This window comes from Peribacillus sp. GL_122, from assembly GCF_057835005.1.
Genome location: NZ_CM174415.1, coordinates 1,513,114 through 1,530,117, shown reverse-complemented (window position 1 = coordinate 1,530,117; position 17,004 = coordinate 1,513,114). Strand labels below are relative to the sequence as shown.

Annotated in this window: 17 protein-coding genes; 6 read left to right on the top strand and 11 right to left on the bottom strand. The window is 40.3% G+C overall.

Annotation, left to right across the window (positions count from 1 at the left end):
• The 4 genes from AC3ISB_RS07450 to AC3ISB_RS07435 form a co-directional block, all read right to left on the bottom strand.
• On the bottom strand, nucleotides 1-1,359 hold the full coding sequence (locus tag AC3ISB_RS07450) for a dihydrolipoamide acetyltransferase family protein (RefSeq protein ID WP_141992436.1): 1,359 nt from the start codon (nucleotides 1,357-1,359) through the stop codon (nucleotides 1-3).
• A 121-nt stretch (nucleotides 1,360-1,480) separates the two neighbouring features.
• Nucleotides 1,481-2,458 (bottom strand): alpha-ketoacid dehydrogenase subunit beta, encoded by a 978-nt coding sequence (locus AC3ISB_RS07445; RefSeq protein WP_098371136.1) that lies wholly within the window; start codon nucleotides 2,456-2,458, stop codon nucleotides 1,481-1,483.
• Nucleotides 2,459-2,461: 3 nt separating this feature from the next.
• Nucleotides 2,462-3,577, bottom strand: coding sequence for a pyruvate dehydrogenase (acetyl-transferring) E1 component subunit alpha (gene pdhA, locus AC3ISB_RS07440; RefSeq protein WP_141992437.1), 1,116 nt, complete (start codon nucleotides 3,575-3,577; stop codon nucleotides 2,462-2,464).
• Between the two features lie 643 nt (nucleotides 3,578-4,220).
• A complete protein-coding gene (locus AC3ISB_RS07435; RefSeq protein ID WP_144550148.1) occupies nucleotides 4,221-4,883 on the bottom strand; it encodes a YkyA family protein in 663 nt (220 codons plus the stop codon).
• A 212-nt stretch (nucleotides 4,884-5,095) separates the two neighbouring features.
• On the opposite strand from AC3ISB_RS07435, the gene AC3ISB_RS07430 reads away from it, so the two are divergent.
• On the top strand, nucleotides 5,096-5,254 hold the full coding sequence (locus AC3ISB_RS07430; RefSeq protein WP_098371139.1) for a YjcZ family sporulation protein: 159 nt from the start codon (nucleotides 5,096-5,098) through the stop codon (nucleotides 5,252-5,254).
• A 239-nt stretch (nucleotides 5,255-5,493) separates the two neighbouring features.
• The gene (def, locus tag AC3ISB_RS07425) at nucleotides 5,494-6,048 is read left to right on the top strand and encodes a peptide deformylase (protein WP_098371140.1); all 555 of its coding nucleotides are present in this window, start codon (nucleotides 5,494-5,496) and stop codon (nucleotides 6,046-6,048) included.
• 47 nt (nucleotides 6,049-6,095) lie between these two features.
• Here the strand turns inward: def and AC3ISB_RS07420 are convergent, their stop codons facing one another.
• Nucleotides 6,096-6,863: a Cof-type HAD-IIB family hydrolase gene (locus AC3ISB_RS07420; protein ID WP_452451088.1), complete on the bottom strand. Its 768-nt coding sequence runs from the start codon at nucleotides 6,861-6,863 to the stop codon at nucleotides 6,096-6,098.
• 890 nt (nucleotides 6,864-7,753) lie between these two features.
• Here AC3ISB_RS07420 and AC3ISB_RS07415 point away from each other — a divergent pair.
• The gene (locus AC3ISB_RS07415; protein WP_034314070.1) at nucleotides 7,754-7,963 is read left to right on the top strand and encodes a DNA-dependent RNA polymerase subunit epsilon; all 210 of its coding nucleotides are present in this window, start codon (nucleotides 7,754-7,756) and stop codon (nucleotides 7,961-7,963) included.
• Nucleotides 7,964-7,966: 3 nt separating this feature from the next.
• Nucleotides 7,967-9,637 (top strand): ribonuclease J1, encoded by a 1,671-nt coding sequence (gene rnjA, locus AC3ISB_RS07410; protein ID WP_063231995.1) that lies wholly within the window; start codon nucleotides 7,967-7,969, stop codon nucleotides 9,635-9,637.
• 755 nt (nucleotides 9,638-10,392) lie between these two features.
• Here rnjA and AC3ISB_RS07405 read toward each other — a convergent pair.
• The 4 genes from AC3ISB_RS07405 to ccpC all read right to left on the bottom strand — a co-directional run bounded on the left by AC3ISB_RS07405 (nucleotide 10,393) and on the right by ccpC (nucleotide 14,033).
• Nucleotides 10,393-11,052, bottom strand: coding sequence for a potassium channel family protein (locus tag AC3ISB_RS07405; protein ID WP_098371142.1), 660 nt, complete (start codon nucleotides 11,050-11,052; stop codon nucleotides 10,393-10,395).
• A gap of 62 nt (nucleotides 11,053-11,114) precedes the next feature.
• Nucleotides 11,115-12,239: an N-acetyldiaminopimelate deacetylase gene (locus AC3ISB_RS07400; RefSeq protein ID WP_377409578.1), complete on the bottom strand. Its 1,125-nt coding sequence runs from the start codon at nucleotides 12,237-12,239 to the stop codon at nucleotides 11,115-11,117.
• Nucleotides 12,240-12,313: 74 nt separating this feature from the next.
• A complete protein-coding gene (dapD, locus tag AC3ISB_RS07395) occupies nucleotides 12,314-13,024 on the bottom strand; it encodes a 2,3,4,5-tetrahydropyridine-2,6-dicarboxylate N-acetyltransferase (protein ID WP_141992439.1) in 711 nt (236 codons plus the stop codon).
• Between the two features lie 124 nt (nucleotides 13,025-13,148).
• The gene (gene ccpC, locus AC3ISB_RS07390; protein WP_063231999.1) at nucleotides 13,149-14,033 is read right to left on the bottom strand and encodes a transcriptional regulator CcpC; all 885 of its coding nucleotides are present in this window, start codon (nucleotides 14,031-14,033) and stop codon (nucleotides 13,149-13,151) included.
• 113 nt (nucleotides 14,034-14,146) lie between these two features.
• Between ccpC and AC3ISB_RS07385 the strand changes: the two genes are divergently transcribed.
• The gene (locus AC3ISB_RS07385) at nucleotides 14,147-14,350 is read left to right on the top strand and encodes a TSUP family transporter (protein ID WP_286178560.1); all 204 of its coding nucleotides are present in this window, start codon (nucleotides 14,147-14,149) and stop codon (nucleotides 14,348-14,350) included.
• Between the two features lie 43 nt (nucleotides 14,351-14,393).
• A complete protein-coding gene (locus tag AC3ISB_RS07380) occupies nucleotides 14,394-14,807 on the top strand; it encodes a TSUP family transporter (RefSeq protein ID WP_489275950.1) in 414 nt (137 codons plus the stop codon).
• A 105-nt stretch (nucleotides 14,808-14,912) separates the two neighbouring features.
• On the opposite strand, the gene AC3ISB_RS07375 is transcribed toward AC3ISB_RS07380, so the two are convergent.
• A complete protein-coding gene (locus AC3ISB_RS07375; protein WP_489275948.1) occupies nucleotides 14,913-16,424 on the bottom strand; it encodes an MDR family MFS transporter in 1,512 nt (503 codons plus the stop codon).
• A 125-nt stretch (nucleotides 16,425-16,549) separates the two neighbouring features.
• Nucleotides 16,550-16,990, bottom strand: a complete 441-nt coding sequence (gene cbpB / locus AC3ISB_RS07370) for a cyclic-di-AMP-binding protein CbpB (protein WP_063232001.1) — start codon at nucleotides 16,988-16,990, stop codon at nucleotides 16,550-16,552.
• Nucleotides 16,991-17,004: the final 14 nt, after the last annotated feature.

The following is a 17,004-nucleotide window of genomic DNA, read 5'->3' as shown; positions in this document are numbered from 1 at the left end:
TTACGCCTCCATTAACAATAATTCTGGGTCGTTCAATAACTTTTTGATATGATTCAATGCATGTTGAGCTGTTGCTCCATCAATCATGCGGTGATCAAAGCTCAGTGATAATGCCAGAACTGGAGCGGCGATAATTTCCCCGTCGCGTACAATTGCTTTTTCGGCAATGCGTCCAATCCCTAGAATGGCAACTTCTGGATGATTGATTACAGGTGTGAACCATTGACCGCCTGCGGAACCGATATTCGTAATGGAGCAAGAAGCACCTTTCATTTCGTTAGGAGCCAATTTGCCGTCACGGGCTTTCGTCGCTAATTCATTAATTTCTTGTGAAATAGCAAAAGTTGATTTACGATCTGCATCTTTTACAACTGGAACGAGCAGTCCTTTGTCTGTGTCTGCCGCAATTCCGATATTGTAATAGTGTTTATGGATAATCTCACTAGCCTCATCATCAAATGATGTGTTAAGCATAGGGAATTCACGCAATGCACTTGTTAACGCTTTAACAACATAAGGTAGGAATGTAAGCTTGATTCCTTTTTGTGCAGCAATTTCCTTGAATTTCTTACGGTGAGCAACCAATAGCGTCACATCGACTTCATCCATTAATGTAACATGCGGAGCTGTCTGTTTGGATTTCACCATTGCTTTGGCGATCGCTTTTCTCATGCCGCTCATTTTTTCGCGAGTTTCAGGATATTGCCCTTCTGGAATTGAAACTTTTTGTTTTTCGGTTGTTTCCGTATCATTTTGTTGTGAAGCTTCACTTTGAGCTGCCGGTTGCTGTGGAGCAGTTTCGCCGTTTTTGAAAGCATCTATGTCATCTTTCATGATGCGGCCGTTATCCCCAGAACCAGAAATCTCACGAATATTTACCCCTTGTTCGCGTGCATATTTCCTAACAGAAGGCATGGCGATGATACGTCGTGAAGGATCTGCCTCAACTTGTGGTTGTGATCCCGCGCCCGTTACACCATTATTTTCTTGAACCGGAGCAGCCTCTTTCTTGACTTCCTGTCCAGCTTCAGCAGTTGCTTGAACCTGGGCCTCCGTATTCTTCTCACCTTCTGCCTTCGCTTCTTCTCCATGATCCCCTTTAAACTGAAGATTTTCATAACCTGGAGCATCGAAAGTTACAAGTACATCGCCAACAACGGCAACCGTTCCTTCTTGAACAAGGATTTCTTCAACGGTACCTTCCACCGGTGATGGGATTTCAACAACGGCCTTATCGTTCTGAACCTCGCAAAGCACGTCATCTTCTTGAATCTTATCTCCTGGTTTTACAAACCATTTCACTATTTCACCTTCGTGTATACCTTCTCCGATATCAGGGAGTCTAAATTGGAATGCCACTGAGTTCAACCTCCTATATTAAATCATACTTAGTGCTTTGAATAAAGTCCTTTATCTTGCATTACCGTTAATGCGATATTACTTTCCCAAGCAGGACATTCATTCCCATTACTTAAGATTGTTAAAACTTCAAGACTTTAGTCGCCGTTTCAATAATGTCTTTATAATTAGGGAGCCATACTGTTTCAGCTTGTGAAAACGGGAATACCGTATCAGAAGCCGCCACTCGCAACACTGGAGCATCCAAGCTCAAAATGGCACGTTCGTTAATTTCCGCTACGACATTCGCTGCTATACCAGCTTGCTTTTGTGCTTCTTGAACAACGATAGCGCGTCCAGTTTTTTCTACAGAAGCAATGATTGTATCGATATCCAATGGAGATACAGTCCGTAAGTCGACTACTTCGACGGAATGTCCTTCCTTAGCCAATTCCTCAGCTGCCTTGATGGATTCCTGTACCATCGCACCATACGTAATAATGGATAAATCCGTTCCTTCTCTTTTCACATCCGCTTTTCCTAATGGAATTGTATATTCTTCTTCAGGAACTTCCTGACGGAAAGAACGGTACAATTTCATGTGCTCAAGGAAAATGACAGGGTCATTATCACGAATAGCTGAAATCAATAAGCCTTTTGCATCGTAAGGAGTGGAAGGGATAACTACCTTTAACCCTGGTTGCTGAGCCATTAAACCTTCCAAGCTATCAGCGTGCATTTCCGGAGTATGCACTCCGCCCCCAAAAGGTGAGCGAATTGTAACCGGTGCACTGTAACGTCCGCCTGAACGGTAGCGCATACGAGCAAGCTGACCGCTTACGGAATCCATTACTTCATATACAAACCCGAAGAATTGAATTTCAGGAACAGGACGGAAACCTTGTAAAGAAAGACCGACCGCTAATCCACCGATTCCAGATTCAGCAAGAGGTGTATCGAATACACGATCTTCACCGAATTCTTTTTGAAGATTTTCCGTTGCACGGAAAACTCCTCCATTAACACCAACATCTTCCCCAAAAACGAGTACATTCTCGTCATTTTTAAGTTCTGTACGTAATGCTTCTGTAATTGCTTGAATCATCGTCAATTGAGCCATGGCTTACTTCGACTCCTTCTCTTTATAAATTTCATATTGTTCTTTTAAGTTATAAGGCATTTCTTCATACATGTTTTCAATAAGGTCTGTAACCTTTTGCTTAGGTTCTGCATCTGCCAATTTGATTGCTTCTTTAATATCGTCTTTTGCTTTTTCTATCGTTTCGTTCTCTAATTCTTCATTCCAAAGTTTTTTGTTTTCCAAGAACTTACGGAAACGAACCAATGGATCTTTCAGTTCCCACTCGTTATCCATTTCGGAAGTACGGTAACGTGTCGGGTCATCCCCAGCCATCGTATGTGGACCATAACGGTAAGTTAATGTTTCAATCAATGTAGGGCCTTCACCATTAATTGCACGTTCACGTGCTTCTTTAACTGCTGTATAAACAGCCAACGCATCCATACCATCAACCTGGATGCCAGGAATACCTGCAGCCACACCCTTTTGGGCTAATGTTTTTGATGCTGATTGCAAATCAACCGGAGTCGAGATTGCGAAACGGTTATTTTGCACGATGAAGATAGCCGGCGCTTTAAATGCACCTGCAAAGTTAATTCCCTCATAGAAGTCACCTTGTGAAGTTCCACCGTCACCCGTATATGTGATGGCTACAGCTTTTTTCCCGCGTTTCTTCAACCCAAGAGCCACTCCGGCAGCTTGGATATATTGAGCCCCGATAATGATTTGTGGGGAAATTACATTGACGTCTTCAGGAATTTGATTTCCTTTAAAATGTCCCCGAGAGAATAAGAATGCTTGCCAAAGCGGCAGGCCATGCCAAACGATTTGTGGAACATCACGGTAACCAGGCAGAATGAAATCTTCTTTTTCCAAAGCATACTGGGAAGCGATTTGAGAAGCTTCTTGACCGGCAGTCGGTGCATAGAAACCTAATCTGCCTTGACGGTTCAGTGATATAGAACGTTGATCCAAGATGCGTGTATAAACCATACGACGCATTAATTCTTGCAATTGTTCATCACTTAAATCAGGCATTGCCGCTTCATTAACGACTTCTCCCTCTTCATTTAAAATTTGAAAAGTTTCAAATTGTTCTTCTACTTTCTTAAGCTGATCCTGAACATTAAATTTAGCTTGTTTAGTTTTTTGAGCCATTTGGCACCTCATCCTTTCATTAAAAAGGTTCGCTATTATTATTCTATAAAGCAAAAATAGTTTGCTTTTTAGTTTCTTCAACAATTCATTCTTTTATTTTTCCCTTAAGACCAATCCTCAAACGTGGATATGCTTAATATGTCTCAATCTTATTCTGTACCATAAAAAAAATCAAGGAAAATGATACAAGAATTTTTATAGATTAAGTTTACAAGATGAATTAACATCAAGTCAATCACTTGGAGTTCCTTATAATTTTGATTTTATAGAATTTCCAATACTCATACTTCTTCTCTGTATTAGTTTTGACTTTACAACTGTACTATTAAATTTCCCCTAATTTTCAATTTAAGGATGGTAAAGGATAACATTTAAATCCCCCAGCATATCGGATCAATTCCAAAACCGCTTTAACTATAGGCATTTGAGCCTTCGGAATAATATTCCAAAAAAATTTTCAAACGCTTTCATATAAGTCTGCTGTTAGAATTTTGATTATCGTTTTTTTTTAGTACAGGTATGAAAATTCCCCTCAAGCTGGTTGCACAAAAAAGGCTATTCTAGAATTTCCCAGACCCTAAATGAACTGGATTGAACAAAAATATGGGCTGTGAGTGAGAATCACAGCCCATCATTATTTATATTATTTTGTTGAATCAGCCATTTCTATGCCGGAACTATCATAAAAACTTTCTTTTTTTTGATTTGATTTTTCCGTTAATGCATTAAATTCCTCATTCGCTTTCAAAACCTCTGTATAAGAGGTATTTATTTTCTCGATTTGCACTTGTAATTCATCCATTTTCAAATCCTCTTTTTTAAATAGTTCATATAATTCACGATCATAAGCCAGACTTTGTTGATATGCATCATATAAATTATCGTAGGTGCTATAGCGCTCACTCATGACCTTTTTCATTTCAGTCGCTTCTTTTTTTATTTTTTCATCCTCTATTTTCCCGATTTGTTCATCTATCTGATTGAATTGTTCTTTTGAGGATTGCATACTGCTTTGTTCCTTTTCAATTATTTTTTCCCTTTGGTCGATATTCTTGGTGGCTTCATCTGAAAGCTCGACGATCTGTTCATAATCATCCAATCCAAGTTTAATTATTTTCTCATATTTTTCTTTTTCTTTTTTCTCCAAATCATTAAGTGGCTCTTGATGCTCGGTGAAATCACTTTCCTTTTCTGCAGTTTTCTCTAGGATTTTGTGGATTCTTTCTTCCGGCGAACCATTAAAACAACCAGTCAAGATCACTAAAGAAAGAAGTAAAATAACATATGGACCAAAACGATTCAACATAGACAGCTCCTTCTGATAGTACTTCGAAGATTCATATTTCTCTAATTTCCCTTATTAGCCGCAAACACTTGTTACATTCATATTCCGAACAGGTTTTTTTCATTACTGGGCGCTAGCCTACACCCTTTAAGCCATACTGCATAGGCTGTAGGGACCGTTTCAAATCAGAGTGGTCAGCATTTTAATAATACAAAAAACGGAGGTATGAAATTATGTATGGAGGTTACAACCAGGATTGTTGTTATCCGGTTTCCGTTGCACCCAGCTATGGTTATGGTGATGGTGGAGGCGGCTGCGGCTTTGGAGGCGGCTTCGCTCTAATCATTGTCCTGTTCATTCTGTTAATCATTGTCGGCGCGTGCTTTTGCTAACCAGATAATTACTATTACCTTTACCCGAAAATGTTAACTATTTACCCTAATTCACAAAAAATGATTTATTTTTTTAAATAGACCTCAACACGCAAATAATATAATGGCTGGGATAGGAATTAATGACTTGATTCCATCCCTTCCATTTTTCTTTCATTAGATCATCCATTAACTTTCAGTATTTTTTTTGTTAAAATAATCCTATACATATTATAAGAATTTTTGTGGGGTGAAAGATTATGCTTACCATGGATGATTTTGTTAATGAAGACGATCCAATCTTAAGGCAAGTCGCGGTAGAGGTTCCGCTTCCGGCATCAAATGAAGATAAGCAACTTTTAGCCAGCTTGATGGAATATGTCCAAAACAGCCAGAAGCCCGATATTGCTGCACTATACGGGTTAAGGGCAGGAATTGGCTTGGCTGCACCACAGGTGAATGTTTCAAAAAGGATGATCGCGGTTCATTTGAAAGAAAAAGATGGTCAACTGTATAGCTATGCACTTTTCAACCCTAAACTCATCAGCCATTCAGTGGAAAAAGCATATTTGACATCCGGAGAAGGCTGCCTTTCCGTAAATCGTCCCGTTTCCGGCTATGTGCCCCGTTATGCTCGAATAACGGTTGTGGGTACGGACCTGGAAGGAAAATCAGTTCAGCTCCGCCTGAAAGGCATCGCAGCCATTTGCTTTCAACATGAAATCGACCACCTTAATGGAATCATGTTTTATGATCATATCAATCCGGAAGACCCCTATGCCATACCGGAAAATTCAATTGCGGTGGAAAGGTAACGTAATAAGCAAAACCCCCGTCTGTTGGTTGACGGGGGTTTTGTTTTTTATATCAGTTCAAGTTCCTTCAAACCAAAAAGTATGCCATCATCATCGACATCCTTGGTTACAAAGTCGGCCTCTTGCTTCACAAGTTGACCGGCATTCCCCATTGCCACGCCATATCCCGCTACTTTTAACATCTCTATATCATTTAAGCCATCTCCAAAGGCGTAAACATCCTCCAGAGCAAACCCGACTTTTTCCATTAATATTTTAATGCCTTCAGCTTTTGAACCCCCGAATGGAAGAACATCCGTTGAATACTCATGCCATCTAATGAAATGGAAGTCATCATATTTCCCAACAAAGTTCCCTTCTTCATCTTCCGAACAGAATAATAAGGCTTGGTATATATCATGGTCCTCATAAAAATCTGCCACATGTTCAGGGTGGGGAAACTTCAGGCTGCTTAATGCTTCTTCAATTCTGCTATGATGTGGAACACTCGATTTCATTGTCTCCTCATTCATGAAAACGATCGGTATTTCATTTTTTTCAGAATGTTCGTGGAGCCGTTTTATCTCAGGTATGCTCAAAGGGTTTTTATAAACGACTTTCCCTTCAAAAACAACGTATTGTCCATTGAAACTTACAAATGTATCGATACCAAGCTCTTCCCTTAAAGATTCGAACATAAACGGAGCCCTTCCTGTGGCAATCGCTACAAAAACCCCGCTATCCTGCAGTTGCTTAATGGCTTTTTTTGTTGAAGCAGGTAACTTTTTTTCATGATCAAGCAACGTTCCGTCAATATCAAAGAATACGATTTTCACTAACGATTCACTTCCAATTCATTCATTTTTTCCTTTTTTAATATGTACCCATTTAATAATTGTCATCAAGATAAGTCAAGTAACACAACCGGATTCCACTCAATTTACGTTTTTTATTCACGAATGGGCATATACTATTCTTAATAGAAAAACAACTCAGGCTTCTTAGATTACTTCTCCCATCCTTCTTGCCTCCAAAAATCCCAGCTGCTTGTTTGAATGAGCCTTTTTTTTCAAAAATGGGCCAAGGACCTGTAAAGACGTATTTACATTATTGAATAATCCTATACAATAATAATTAAGGGAGCGTGATCGCCATGTTAAAAAAGCTTCGTAAAAAGCTTGCTAAACAATGGAATGATCTTTTAAGAAAAAAATCTATCGCATAATTTGCCACTCATTCCTGCCTTGGCCGTCATCCATATGCGAATTTTTTTCGGACAGTCCTTCAAAAACTTGCGGAGGGCTTCTTCCTTGTTGTAAAGTTCTTGTTAAGCATTCTTTCTTTCTATCTTGGCTTTTATATGGTCAGGTGAATACATATTTCAATAAAGATATGAGTCGTAGTGTTTTCATGAAACGCTGCACACAGTCGTACTGTATTAATTAGAAAGAAATCGTTTACGAAAAAAAAGATCCCATGATTTAAGTTTTACACATGGCAAAAACGGATAGGATATAAGATAGAGGAAGACACAATTGGATTGATACCAGAATCGGCCATCTATTTTTTTATATACTTTTATACATTGGTATATTTAATTCATCAAACCCCTTCCGTTTTTATGGCGGAGCTGGGTTTATTTTTACATGATGTTGAAAAACATGAAAAAATTGTTGTTTTTATATATAATGAAAAAAGCAATGCAAACAAGTGAGGAGAGATTAAAATGGTTTTTAAGGTATACTATCAAGTAACCATATCAGAGGTTCCCATCAGGGAGAATACTAAAACAATGTTTGTCGAAGGTGAATCCGTTCGTGACGTTCGTTTAAAATTAAAAAAGGAACCTTATAACGTAGAAATCGTATTACCTGTAACCGGAGCATATTTAGAATATGAAAAACAAAATGAAGATTACAAAGTATTGGAGCTATAATTTATGAAATTTGTAAAAAACGATCAAACAGCTGTATTCGCCCTGGGCGGTTTAGGCGAAATCGGTAAGAACACATATGCTGTTCAGTTTCAAGATGAAATCATCATCATTGATGCTGGAATTAAATTTCCTGAAGATGAGCTTCTCGGTATTGACTATGTGATTCCAGATTACAGCTATTTAGAGAAAAATGTAGATAAAATTAAAGGTGTTTTCATTACTCATGGCCATGAAGACCATATTGGCGGGATTCCTTATTTACTTAGAAAAGTGAATGTCCCTGTGTACGGCGGAAAACTGGCACTTGGACTGCTTCGTAATAAATTGGAAGAACACGGCCTTTTACGTCAGACAACCATGATTGAAATCAGTGAAGATGAAGTGATCAAGTTCCGGAAAACGTCCGTCTCATTCTTCCGCACAACTCACAGTATCCCTGACTCTTATGGAATCGTTGTAAAAACACCACCTGGACAAATTGTCCATACTGGTGATTTTAAATTCGACTTCACACCAGTGGGCGAGCCTGCAAACCTGACCAAAATGGCTGAAATCGGTAAAGAAGGTGTATTGTGCTTACTCTCGGATAGCACAAATAGTGAAGTGCAGAACTTTACTATGTCCGAAAGCCGTGTCGGCGATACCATTCATGACATTTTCCGTAAGGTTGACGGCCGGATTATTTTTGCAACGTTTGCATCGAACATCCATCGCCTTCAGCAAGTTGTAGAAGCAGCCGTGGCTAACGGCCGTAAAATAGCCGTTTTTGGCCGAAGCATGGATTCAGCCATATCAATTGGACAAGATCTTGGTTATATCGTAGCGCCTAAAGATACATTTATTGATGTACAGCAATTGAATCGTATGCCTGCGAATAAAGTAACCATCCTTTGTACAGGGAGTCAAGGTGAACCAATGGCAGCATTGTCGCGCATAGCGAATGGCACTCACCGTCAGATTCAAATCATTCCTGGTGATACTGTAGTATTTTCATCTTCACCTATCCCAGGTAACACAATCAGTGTTTCCAGAACGATCAATCAATTATATCGTGCAGGAGCAGACGTCATTTCAGGTCCTTTGAATGACATTCATACATCAGGACATGGCGGACAGCAGGAACAAAAGCTAATGCTTCGTTTGATTAAACCAAAATTCTTCATGCCAATCCATGGTGAATACCGTATGCAAAAACTACATGCCCGCCATGCAGTCGATTGCGGAGTTCCGGAAGAAAATTGCTTTATCATGGATAATGGTGAAGTTCTATCCCTAAGTGAAAACACAGCACAAATTGCTGGTAAGATCCCTTCAGGTTCGGTTTATATCGATGGAAGCGGCATCGGGGATATCGGTAATATCGTTCTCCGTGATCGTCGAATCCTTTCCGAGGAAGGCCTTGTCGTTGTCGTTGTCAGCATCAATATGAAGGAATTCAAAATTGCATCCGGACCTGACATCATCTCACGCGGATTTGTTTATATGAGAGAATCTGGAGACCTTATCAGCGATGCTCAATCCTTAATAACTAAGCATTTAAATAAGGTGATGGATCGAAAAACTACACAATGGTCTGAAATTAAAAATGAAATTACAGACACTTTATCTCCATTCCTATATGAAAAAACTAAACGCCGTCCAATGATCCTGCCGATCATCATGGAAGTCCAATAATAAAAAAAGCCCAGCCATCATTTGGCTGGGCTTTTTTTGTTTAGATTTGTAAATCTCGAACGTTGAATTCCACTCCAGGCACTCGCTTTCCGCGGGCGGTCCGGGAGCCTCCTCGGCTCCTTAGTGCCTGTGGGGTCTCCCTTGGACGCGTACTCCCGCAGGAGTCTCGAACACCCATTCCAATCAACTTTGTTTTAACAGTTAGATAGAACTCCTTTTGCCTACAGGCTTTTTTGTTTTAAAAAAGGAGTATTAAAACTTGAGGTGATAAGGATGCTTGAATAGATTTTCTATCGTATCTTAATGGAAAGCTTCCAAAAGTAAACTGATAAGAAGCATATATTTGTTGATTCCACACTGTGGAAAGCCAGTGCCGGAAACACGAGTTTATCAAGTACGCCTTCAAGAAGAACTAAATCAAAATAGAGAGTACAAATCATCCAAACCTATTTGTGCGACTTGTTCACTTTTATCACAGTGTACGAAAGTAAAGATCATTTGTGTCATTATGTAGATGTAAAATCTATATATGCGAAACGCAAAGAAACAATATTGCGTGTACTCGCAGATGTAAAAGAAAAGAATGGTTTTCGTAGGACTACTTAAGGGAATTAAAAAATTGTCGATGCAGGCAATTCTCTATAACTACTTCAAATCCAATAAAAAAACAAAAAGGGTTTCGGAATGAGACCATTCCAAAACCCTTTTTGTTTTCCTTTGATAAAAGCGCTGCTCGATTTTAGCATGACACTTACTTATTCTACAATCTTTTTTTCAAAACGATTGATGTCGGAATCTGCTCCAATGACGATCAATATATCGCCTTTATGAATTAAATCGTTTGCCTGAGGAGAAACATTGATTTCATTCCCTCTTTTGATCGCGACTATATTCAGCCCATAATGAGCACGGATATCAAGGTCAAATATCGAGTTTCCATTCATCTTTTGGCTTGCAACAATTTCGACGATGGAGTGTTCATCAGAAAGCTCTAAATAATCGAGAATATTATTGGAGACGATATTATGGGCAATCCTTCTCCCCATATCTCGTTCGGGGTGCACGACATAGTCGGCCCCGATTTTACGAAGAACCTTCTCATGATAATCATTTTGCGCTTTAACCGTAACATTTCCGACACCCAATTCCTTAAGCATAAGAGTCGTCAATATACTAGCTTGAATATTCTCGCCAATCGCTACAATGACGTGATCAAAATTCCGAATCCCTAAGTTTCTCAGTACATTTTCATCTGTCGTATCCCCTACTACGGCATGTGAAGCTATTCTGGCAAATTCATTCACTCGATCTTCGTCAGCATCGATAGCCAGAACCCCTAATCCTTCTTCAGCTAATGTCTTGACTATGCTGCCGCCAAAACGGCCAAGTCCAATCACCGCAAATTCTTTTTTCACAATAAGCCCTCCAACGTCATTCGTTCTCTCTTTAGAGCATGTTCTGTACTGAAAAGCATTTTTTACGCTTCGCTTCCTTTAAACGTTATATAGTCCGTTAAGTGATTGATCGCGAGTTCAATCGCAGTTTCATCCGGACTTAACTTAGCGTGGTGCAATCCGTAATCCGATGAAACCCCCAGCCAGAACATGAATCCTGGAATCTCCTTTAACATATAACCAAAATCTTCACCAGTCATCGCTTCCGTACAGCGATGCAAATGAACAGCAGTTGACTTCTCTGTAAATTCCATGAATTCCCGGGTCAACCGTTCTTCATTATACACCTGGTGATACATCGCACCATAGTCGATTTCAGCCAAGCACTCATATCCCACTTGTATGCCATCCACAAGCGCTTTTATTCTTGACTTGACCTTTACCATCGATTCGGGGTTAAGGGTGCGTATTGTGCCTTCTAACCGCGCTGTCTCCGCAATAATATTTTGAACGGTGCCACCAGTAATCTTCCCAACTGTAATGACAGCTGAATCAAGTGGATTGACATTCCTGGAAACGATTGTTTGCAGCTGCCCTACAAGCGAGCATGCCGCAATGACCATGTCATTTGTTTCATGCGGGTAGGCTGCATGCCCTCCTTTCCCCCTCAAATCGATGAATAATTCAGATGTATTGGCAAATAGAAGCCCTTCTTTAACGGCAATCGTCCCAACTGGATACTCTGGAGCAATATGTAATGCAAGAATCATATCCGGCTTCCATTTTTTCATCGTTTCCGATTTAAGCATTGGTTCAGCTCCGCCAGGACCCTCTTCTGCGGGCTGGAAGATGAATAGCAAGTCATCATCGATTGGATTTTCGGTGAAATATGTCAATAATCCCAAACCTATGCTCATATGAAAATCATGACCGCAGGCATGCATATATTCCTCGTGGTTGGATGCGAACGGCAATCCGGTTTCCTCTTTTATCGGCAGACCGTCAATATCAGCCCGGTAGCCAATTGTTTTCCGCGGGTTCATTCCCTTCACTTTCACGAATATCCCAGTCCGCCAAGTTTCTATTTCCATTCGCTCCGGGGCCAGTTTCGTTATGTAATTCAGTAGGTATTGCTGAGTCTTGAATTCTTTGAACCCTATCTCCGGTATTTGATGCAAATCACGCCGGATCTCGGCAAAAGGATTTATTTTCACATTATTTCCTCCTATACAGAAAGCGTGGATATATTTATCCACGCTTCAGGCAATATTCACTAAAGAAATTAAAGTTGACGAAGTTCTTGCATGATTTCTGTTTTTGATTTTGTTTTTTCGTCAATTTGTTTAATGACCCTCGCCGGGATACCAGCAGCCACGGAGTAAGGAGGAACGTCTTTCGTTACAACTGCACCAGCCGCCACAACAGAACCTTGACCGATTTTCACACCTTCTAGTACGACCGCATTGGCTCCGATTAAAACATCATCTTCCAAAATGACCGGTTGTGCGGAAGGCGGCTCGATGACACCTGCTAAAACGGCACCTGCACCTACGTGACAGTTTTTACCCACTGTTGCACGCCCGCCCAGTATTGCGTTCATGTCGATCATTGTGCCTTCACCGATGACAGAACCAATATTGATTGATGCACCCATCATGATTACTGCGTTGTCTCCAATGGATACTTGGTCACGGATTATTGCGCCAGGCTCGATACGGGCTTTGATGCCTTTTAGGTCCAATAAAGGAATGGCAGAGTTTCGGCGATCATTTTCAACTACATAATCCTCGATTTTTGTTCCTGCTGCCTTGATTGCTTCTTCGACTTCAGACCACTCACCGAATACAACACCTGTATTTCCTGTTATGAAAGTTTTAGAAGCTGGACCAAAATCCATGCCTTCTAAATCGCCTTTGACATATACCTTTACAGGTGTAGATTTTTTACTATTTGAGATAAAAGAAATAATTTCGTTTGCATCCATTTTATTCATTCCGGGTAAACCTCCTAAATATGTATCATTACTCGTTTTAAATTTACCAGACAACTGCCGGCAAGACAAGTTGAATGTCACTCTTATATATTATTCTCCCCTATTGACATTTTCGTCAGCGGACCTATAACATTCCTTGGTCACGAATATGCTCTTTTACCACTTCCGTGAATGCCTGGACTTGCTTTAACTGAAAGGCAGATTCATAGCCGCAAAGCCATGTATCTCGTTCGATTGAGTGGTTATGCCCATCCAAAAGAGGGATTTTAAAAACATTCGTATCTTTATCATGTAAAGTGATGGCTGGCAGGATCGCATATCCTATACCATTAAACACCATTTGTTTGCATGTTTCGATTTGATCCACGACTATGGTGTTTTTTGGTGTCGTTTTAAATTGCCGATGCCACCAGTCCTGAATTTCCTGATAATAATTCGAATCGCTTTTAAACTGAATGAATGGCCGGTCCGTTTCGAACACTTGATTCAGTTCCTTCATTTCAGTATCCACCAAATAAAGCATATCTGTAAATAAATGCTGTTTTACCCCTTTCCAATCCGGGGCTCCCCTTATGATGCCAATATGTACTTGTCCTTCATACAAAGACTTTAAAATCTCACTGCTCCAGCCAGTGATTAAGGAAATTTTGGCATACGGATATTTTTGGACGAACTTTTTCAATACTTGCGGCAGCCAATTTTGACCGACAATCGAGGCACAGGCTATTTTCAAAGTGCCATATACTTCATGGTCCATAGCTTGAATACTTTCCCTGACCTTTTCCTCTTTTTCTATAACCTCATTGGCTAAACGAATTACCGCTTCACCTGCAGGTGTCAGTGACAGCCCTTTTTGTGAACGCAGAAACAGTTTCGAGCCCCAATCCTTTTCTATTGATTGTAAACGCTGGGATAAAGCCGGCTGGGAAACGAACAACCTCTCAGCTGCTTTTCTCATATTCATTTCCTGAGCAAGCACGGATAATAAATGAAATTCTGAAAATGACATACACACCAACCTCTTGATAATTAATTCTTATCATGATGATTTAATTTATTTAATTTTTATTATCAACAAAGTCGACTTATAATACAAGAGAAAAGAAAAGGAGTGAATATCCTTTGACGTTCATTTTATTGCTTGTCATCAGTTTTGCAGCATCCTTTGTCGGCACATTGGCTGGGAGCGGCGGTCTTATCGGCATGCCATCCCTTCTTTTGATAGGTTTACCCATCCACCAGGTTATTGGTTCAGTCAAATTTTCCAACATGTTTTCTTCTTTTCCAGTTTTTATATTTTATTCAAGAAAAAACAGCTTAAATTGAAGTATGCCCTCCAGTTAATCCCATTTGCCCTTTTCGGTGGCTTATGTGGTGGTCGAATTCATTCTCTGAAAAGGCAATGAATTTGTTAGCCATCTGTCTTTTGACTGTCGCTTTGATCATGAATTTCATTAAAAAACGAAAACCTTCCGATGAATCGGATTGGCATCTCCCAAAAAAAGTTTATCCATCCCTATTCGGAATCAGGGTCTATGACGGAATGTTCGGACCGGGACAGGCAACCATGCTCATGTATACCTTTTTAAGAAATGGTGCCACCTACCTTCAATCCCTGGCCTTTACTAGATTCCAAACTTTCATTAGCTGTACAGCTGCATTCATTACCTATTTCATTGCCGGTACATTGCATGGGGGATTGCCATTTATTACACGATCGGGTCCCTTATCGGATCACAACTGGACTTGCGTGTGGCTCAAAAAATCTCCACTCGACAGTTGAAATTAATTTTACATGCGGTCACGATCGCATTATTGATTCAATTGGTCATCAGAGTTGCGTTTCCTTAAATACAAAGGCAAACTCCATTTAAAGAGTCTGCCTTTTTTAAGCATTCTTATTCTTATTCTTTCTTAGTCTCGTAAGTAACAGGAAGCTGATTACAGCGAAGCCTAGAACGATGAGATAAATCGTCTGTAAAGACAATGTAAGTCCTTCCTGTAAAACCTTTACCACATTTTCAGGAAGCGACATGCGTTCTTCACTGTTCAACAGTTTATTTGCCGTATCTATCGTCACTCCCGAGCCGGCTGGCGCATGTTCATTCAAGTAGGCTTGAAGCCTCATATTCATGATTCCTCCAAGTAATGCAGCACCTACAGTATTTCCTAAATTACGCATGAACATATTGGAAGCTGTCGCAATGCCCCTTCGTTCCCAGCTGACGGTTTTTTGAATGACGACAATGAATGAGGTAGAAGTCAAGCCCATGCCTACACCGACAAAGAAGGATCCCATGGCAGCAATAATCGGCCCAGCCTCCGGCTTCATCCACACCAGGATCAAGCTCCCAAGGATCAATGAACACCCTCCAAGGAGGGAGGTTGATTTGAATCCTATTTTCATCAATAACCTGCCAGAGACCATTGATGCAATCGGCCAGCCAATTGACATGGCTGTCAATGTAAAACCAGCTACCGTAGGCGAGCGTTCCATCACCCCCTGAACGAATGTCGGGAGGAAACTTGATAATCCGATCATCATCACCCCTGTCGTCAGGGATACAAGATTGGCAATCAGAATGGAACGCTCCTGCCAAATTTCAAATGGCATCATCGGTTCGGCCGCTTTCTTTTCCTGAAGAATGAATAAGATGAAGGTGATGATGGCCACTAATGCCAAGGATATAACTGGAGCTGAAGCCCATGACCATTTCACTCCTCCTTCTACGAGTATCACCATAAGAGTGGATATGGATAACGTCAATAGCGTTGCACCTAGGTAATCGATATCACGTTTTTTCTTTTCGATATTTTCATGAAGGAAAAACCAAATCCCAATAAAAGATAATAAGCCCAAAGGGATATTTATCCAGAAGACAAGCTTCCAAGTCAGGGACTCAACGAGCAAGCCGCCCAAAGCTGGCCCCATGACCGCTGAAATTCCCCAAACGCTCGATAGATACCCTTGAACGCGTGCCCTCTCTTCATTTTTATAGATATCACCAACAATCGTCGAAGCTACAGGAGCTACAGCCCCCGCCCCAAAACCTTGTACAAAGCGATATATGATGAGTTCCGTCATAGAATTGGCAAAACCGCAAAGAAGGGAGCCAATTAAAAAGACAATGATTCCAAATAATAAGACAGGTTTTCTCCCGAGAATATCCGATAGCTTTCCATATATCAAGACCGTTACGGCGTTCATTAACAAATAACCTGAAAACACCCAGCTGTAAAGTGAAAAACCACCTAAATCACTTACAATGGCTGGCATTGCCGTCGAAACGATCGTTCCTTCAATAGCATTCATAAACATAGCCAACATGATGGCAGCCAATATAAAGGGACGTTTCAATTTTTTATTCTGCACCTTAGCACTATTCACCTCTTGGCCCAATTTCAGCATCCTCCCCTAATAGACCCTACTGTTTATAGAATTTACCACTAGCTGGATTAAATATGTAAAAACAAGAAAACTCGCCAACTGGCGAGTCTTGAGGTTAACTTCATGTTAAGCCGTACTTATTTATCAGGCGTATTTTGTTTAAATACTTTTTTCAAGATTGCCCTTCTCGTTAAGATACCTTCAAATACATGTTCGTCATTCTCTACACAGACAAACGGATGGTCAATCAACAATTCCACACCCTTGGTCAATGTATCTTCAATATGCAGGCGAGGTATTTCTATATTCATTATTTCGGAAACTTTTTTATTCTCAAGATTATCAAATTCAATTCGTTCCAGTCCCAAGATTGAATCAAGAATGACTGGTGTGCTAATTAAACCATGCAGTTTATACATCGGATCTAACACAGGAATGGCCGTATAACCGCTCTTTGTTAATACCAATAGTGCATGTTCTAAGTTATTGGTTACCTGCACGTGGGCCACGCGTTCAGAAGAAATCATTAAGTCTTTAACGCTGGATTCCAATAAATCCCCATCATGAGTACCGATCATTTTAAAACCCCTTA

Coding starts and splice junctions, on each gene's coding strand:
- AC3ISB_RS07445 (WP_098371136.1), bottom strand. CDS start 2,458: ATGGCTCAATTGACGATGATTCAAGCAATTACAGAAGCATTACGTACA.
- pdhA (WP_141992437.1), bottom strand. CDS start 3,577: ATGGCTCAAAAAACTAAACAAGCTAAATTTAATGTTCAGGATCAGCTT.
- AC3ISB_RS07435 (WP_144550148.1), bottom strand. CDS start 4,883: ATGTTGAATCGTTTTGGTCCATATGTTATTTTACTTCTTTCTTTAGTG.
- AC3ISB_RS07430 (WP_098371139.1), top strand. CDS start 5,096: ATGTATGGAGGTTACAACCAGGATTGTTGTTATCCGGTTTCCGTTGCA.
- def (WP_098371140.1), top strand. CDS start 5,494: ATGCTTACCATGGATGATTTTGTTAATGAAGACGATCCAATCTTAAGG.
- AC3ISB_RS07415 (WP_034314070.1), top strand. CDS start 7,754: ATGGTTTTTAAGGTATACTATCAAGTAACCATATCAGAGGTTCCCATC.
- rnjA (WP_063231995.1), top strand. CDS start 7,967: ATGAAATTTGTAAAAAACGATCAAACAGCTGTATTCGCCCTGGGCGGT.
- dapD (WP_141992439.1), bottom strand. CDS start 13,024: ATGAATAAAATGGATGCAAACGAAATTATTTCTTTTATCTCAAATAGT.
- ccpC (WP_063231999.1), bottom strand. CDS start 14,033: ATGTCATTTTCAGAATTTCATTTATTATCCGTGCTTGCTCAGGAAATG.
- AC3ISB_RS07380 (WP_489275950.1), top strand. CDS start 14,394: ATGTGGTGGTCGAATTCATTCTCTGAAAAGGCAATGAATTTGTTAGCC.
- cbpB (WP_063232001.1), bottom strand. CDS start 16,990: ATGATCGGTACTCATGATGGGGATTTATTGGAATCCAGCGTTAAAGAC.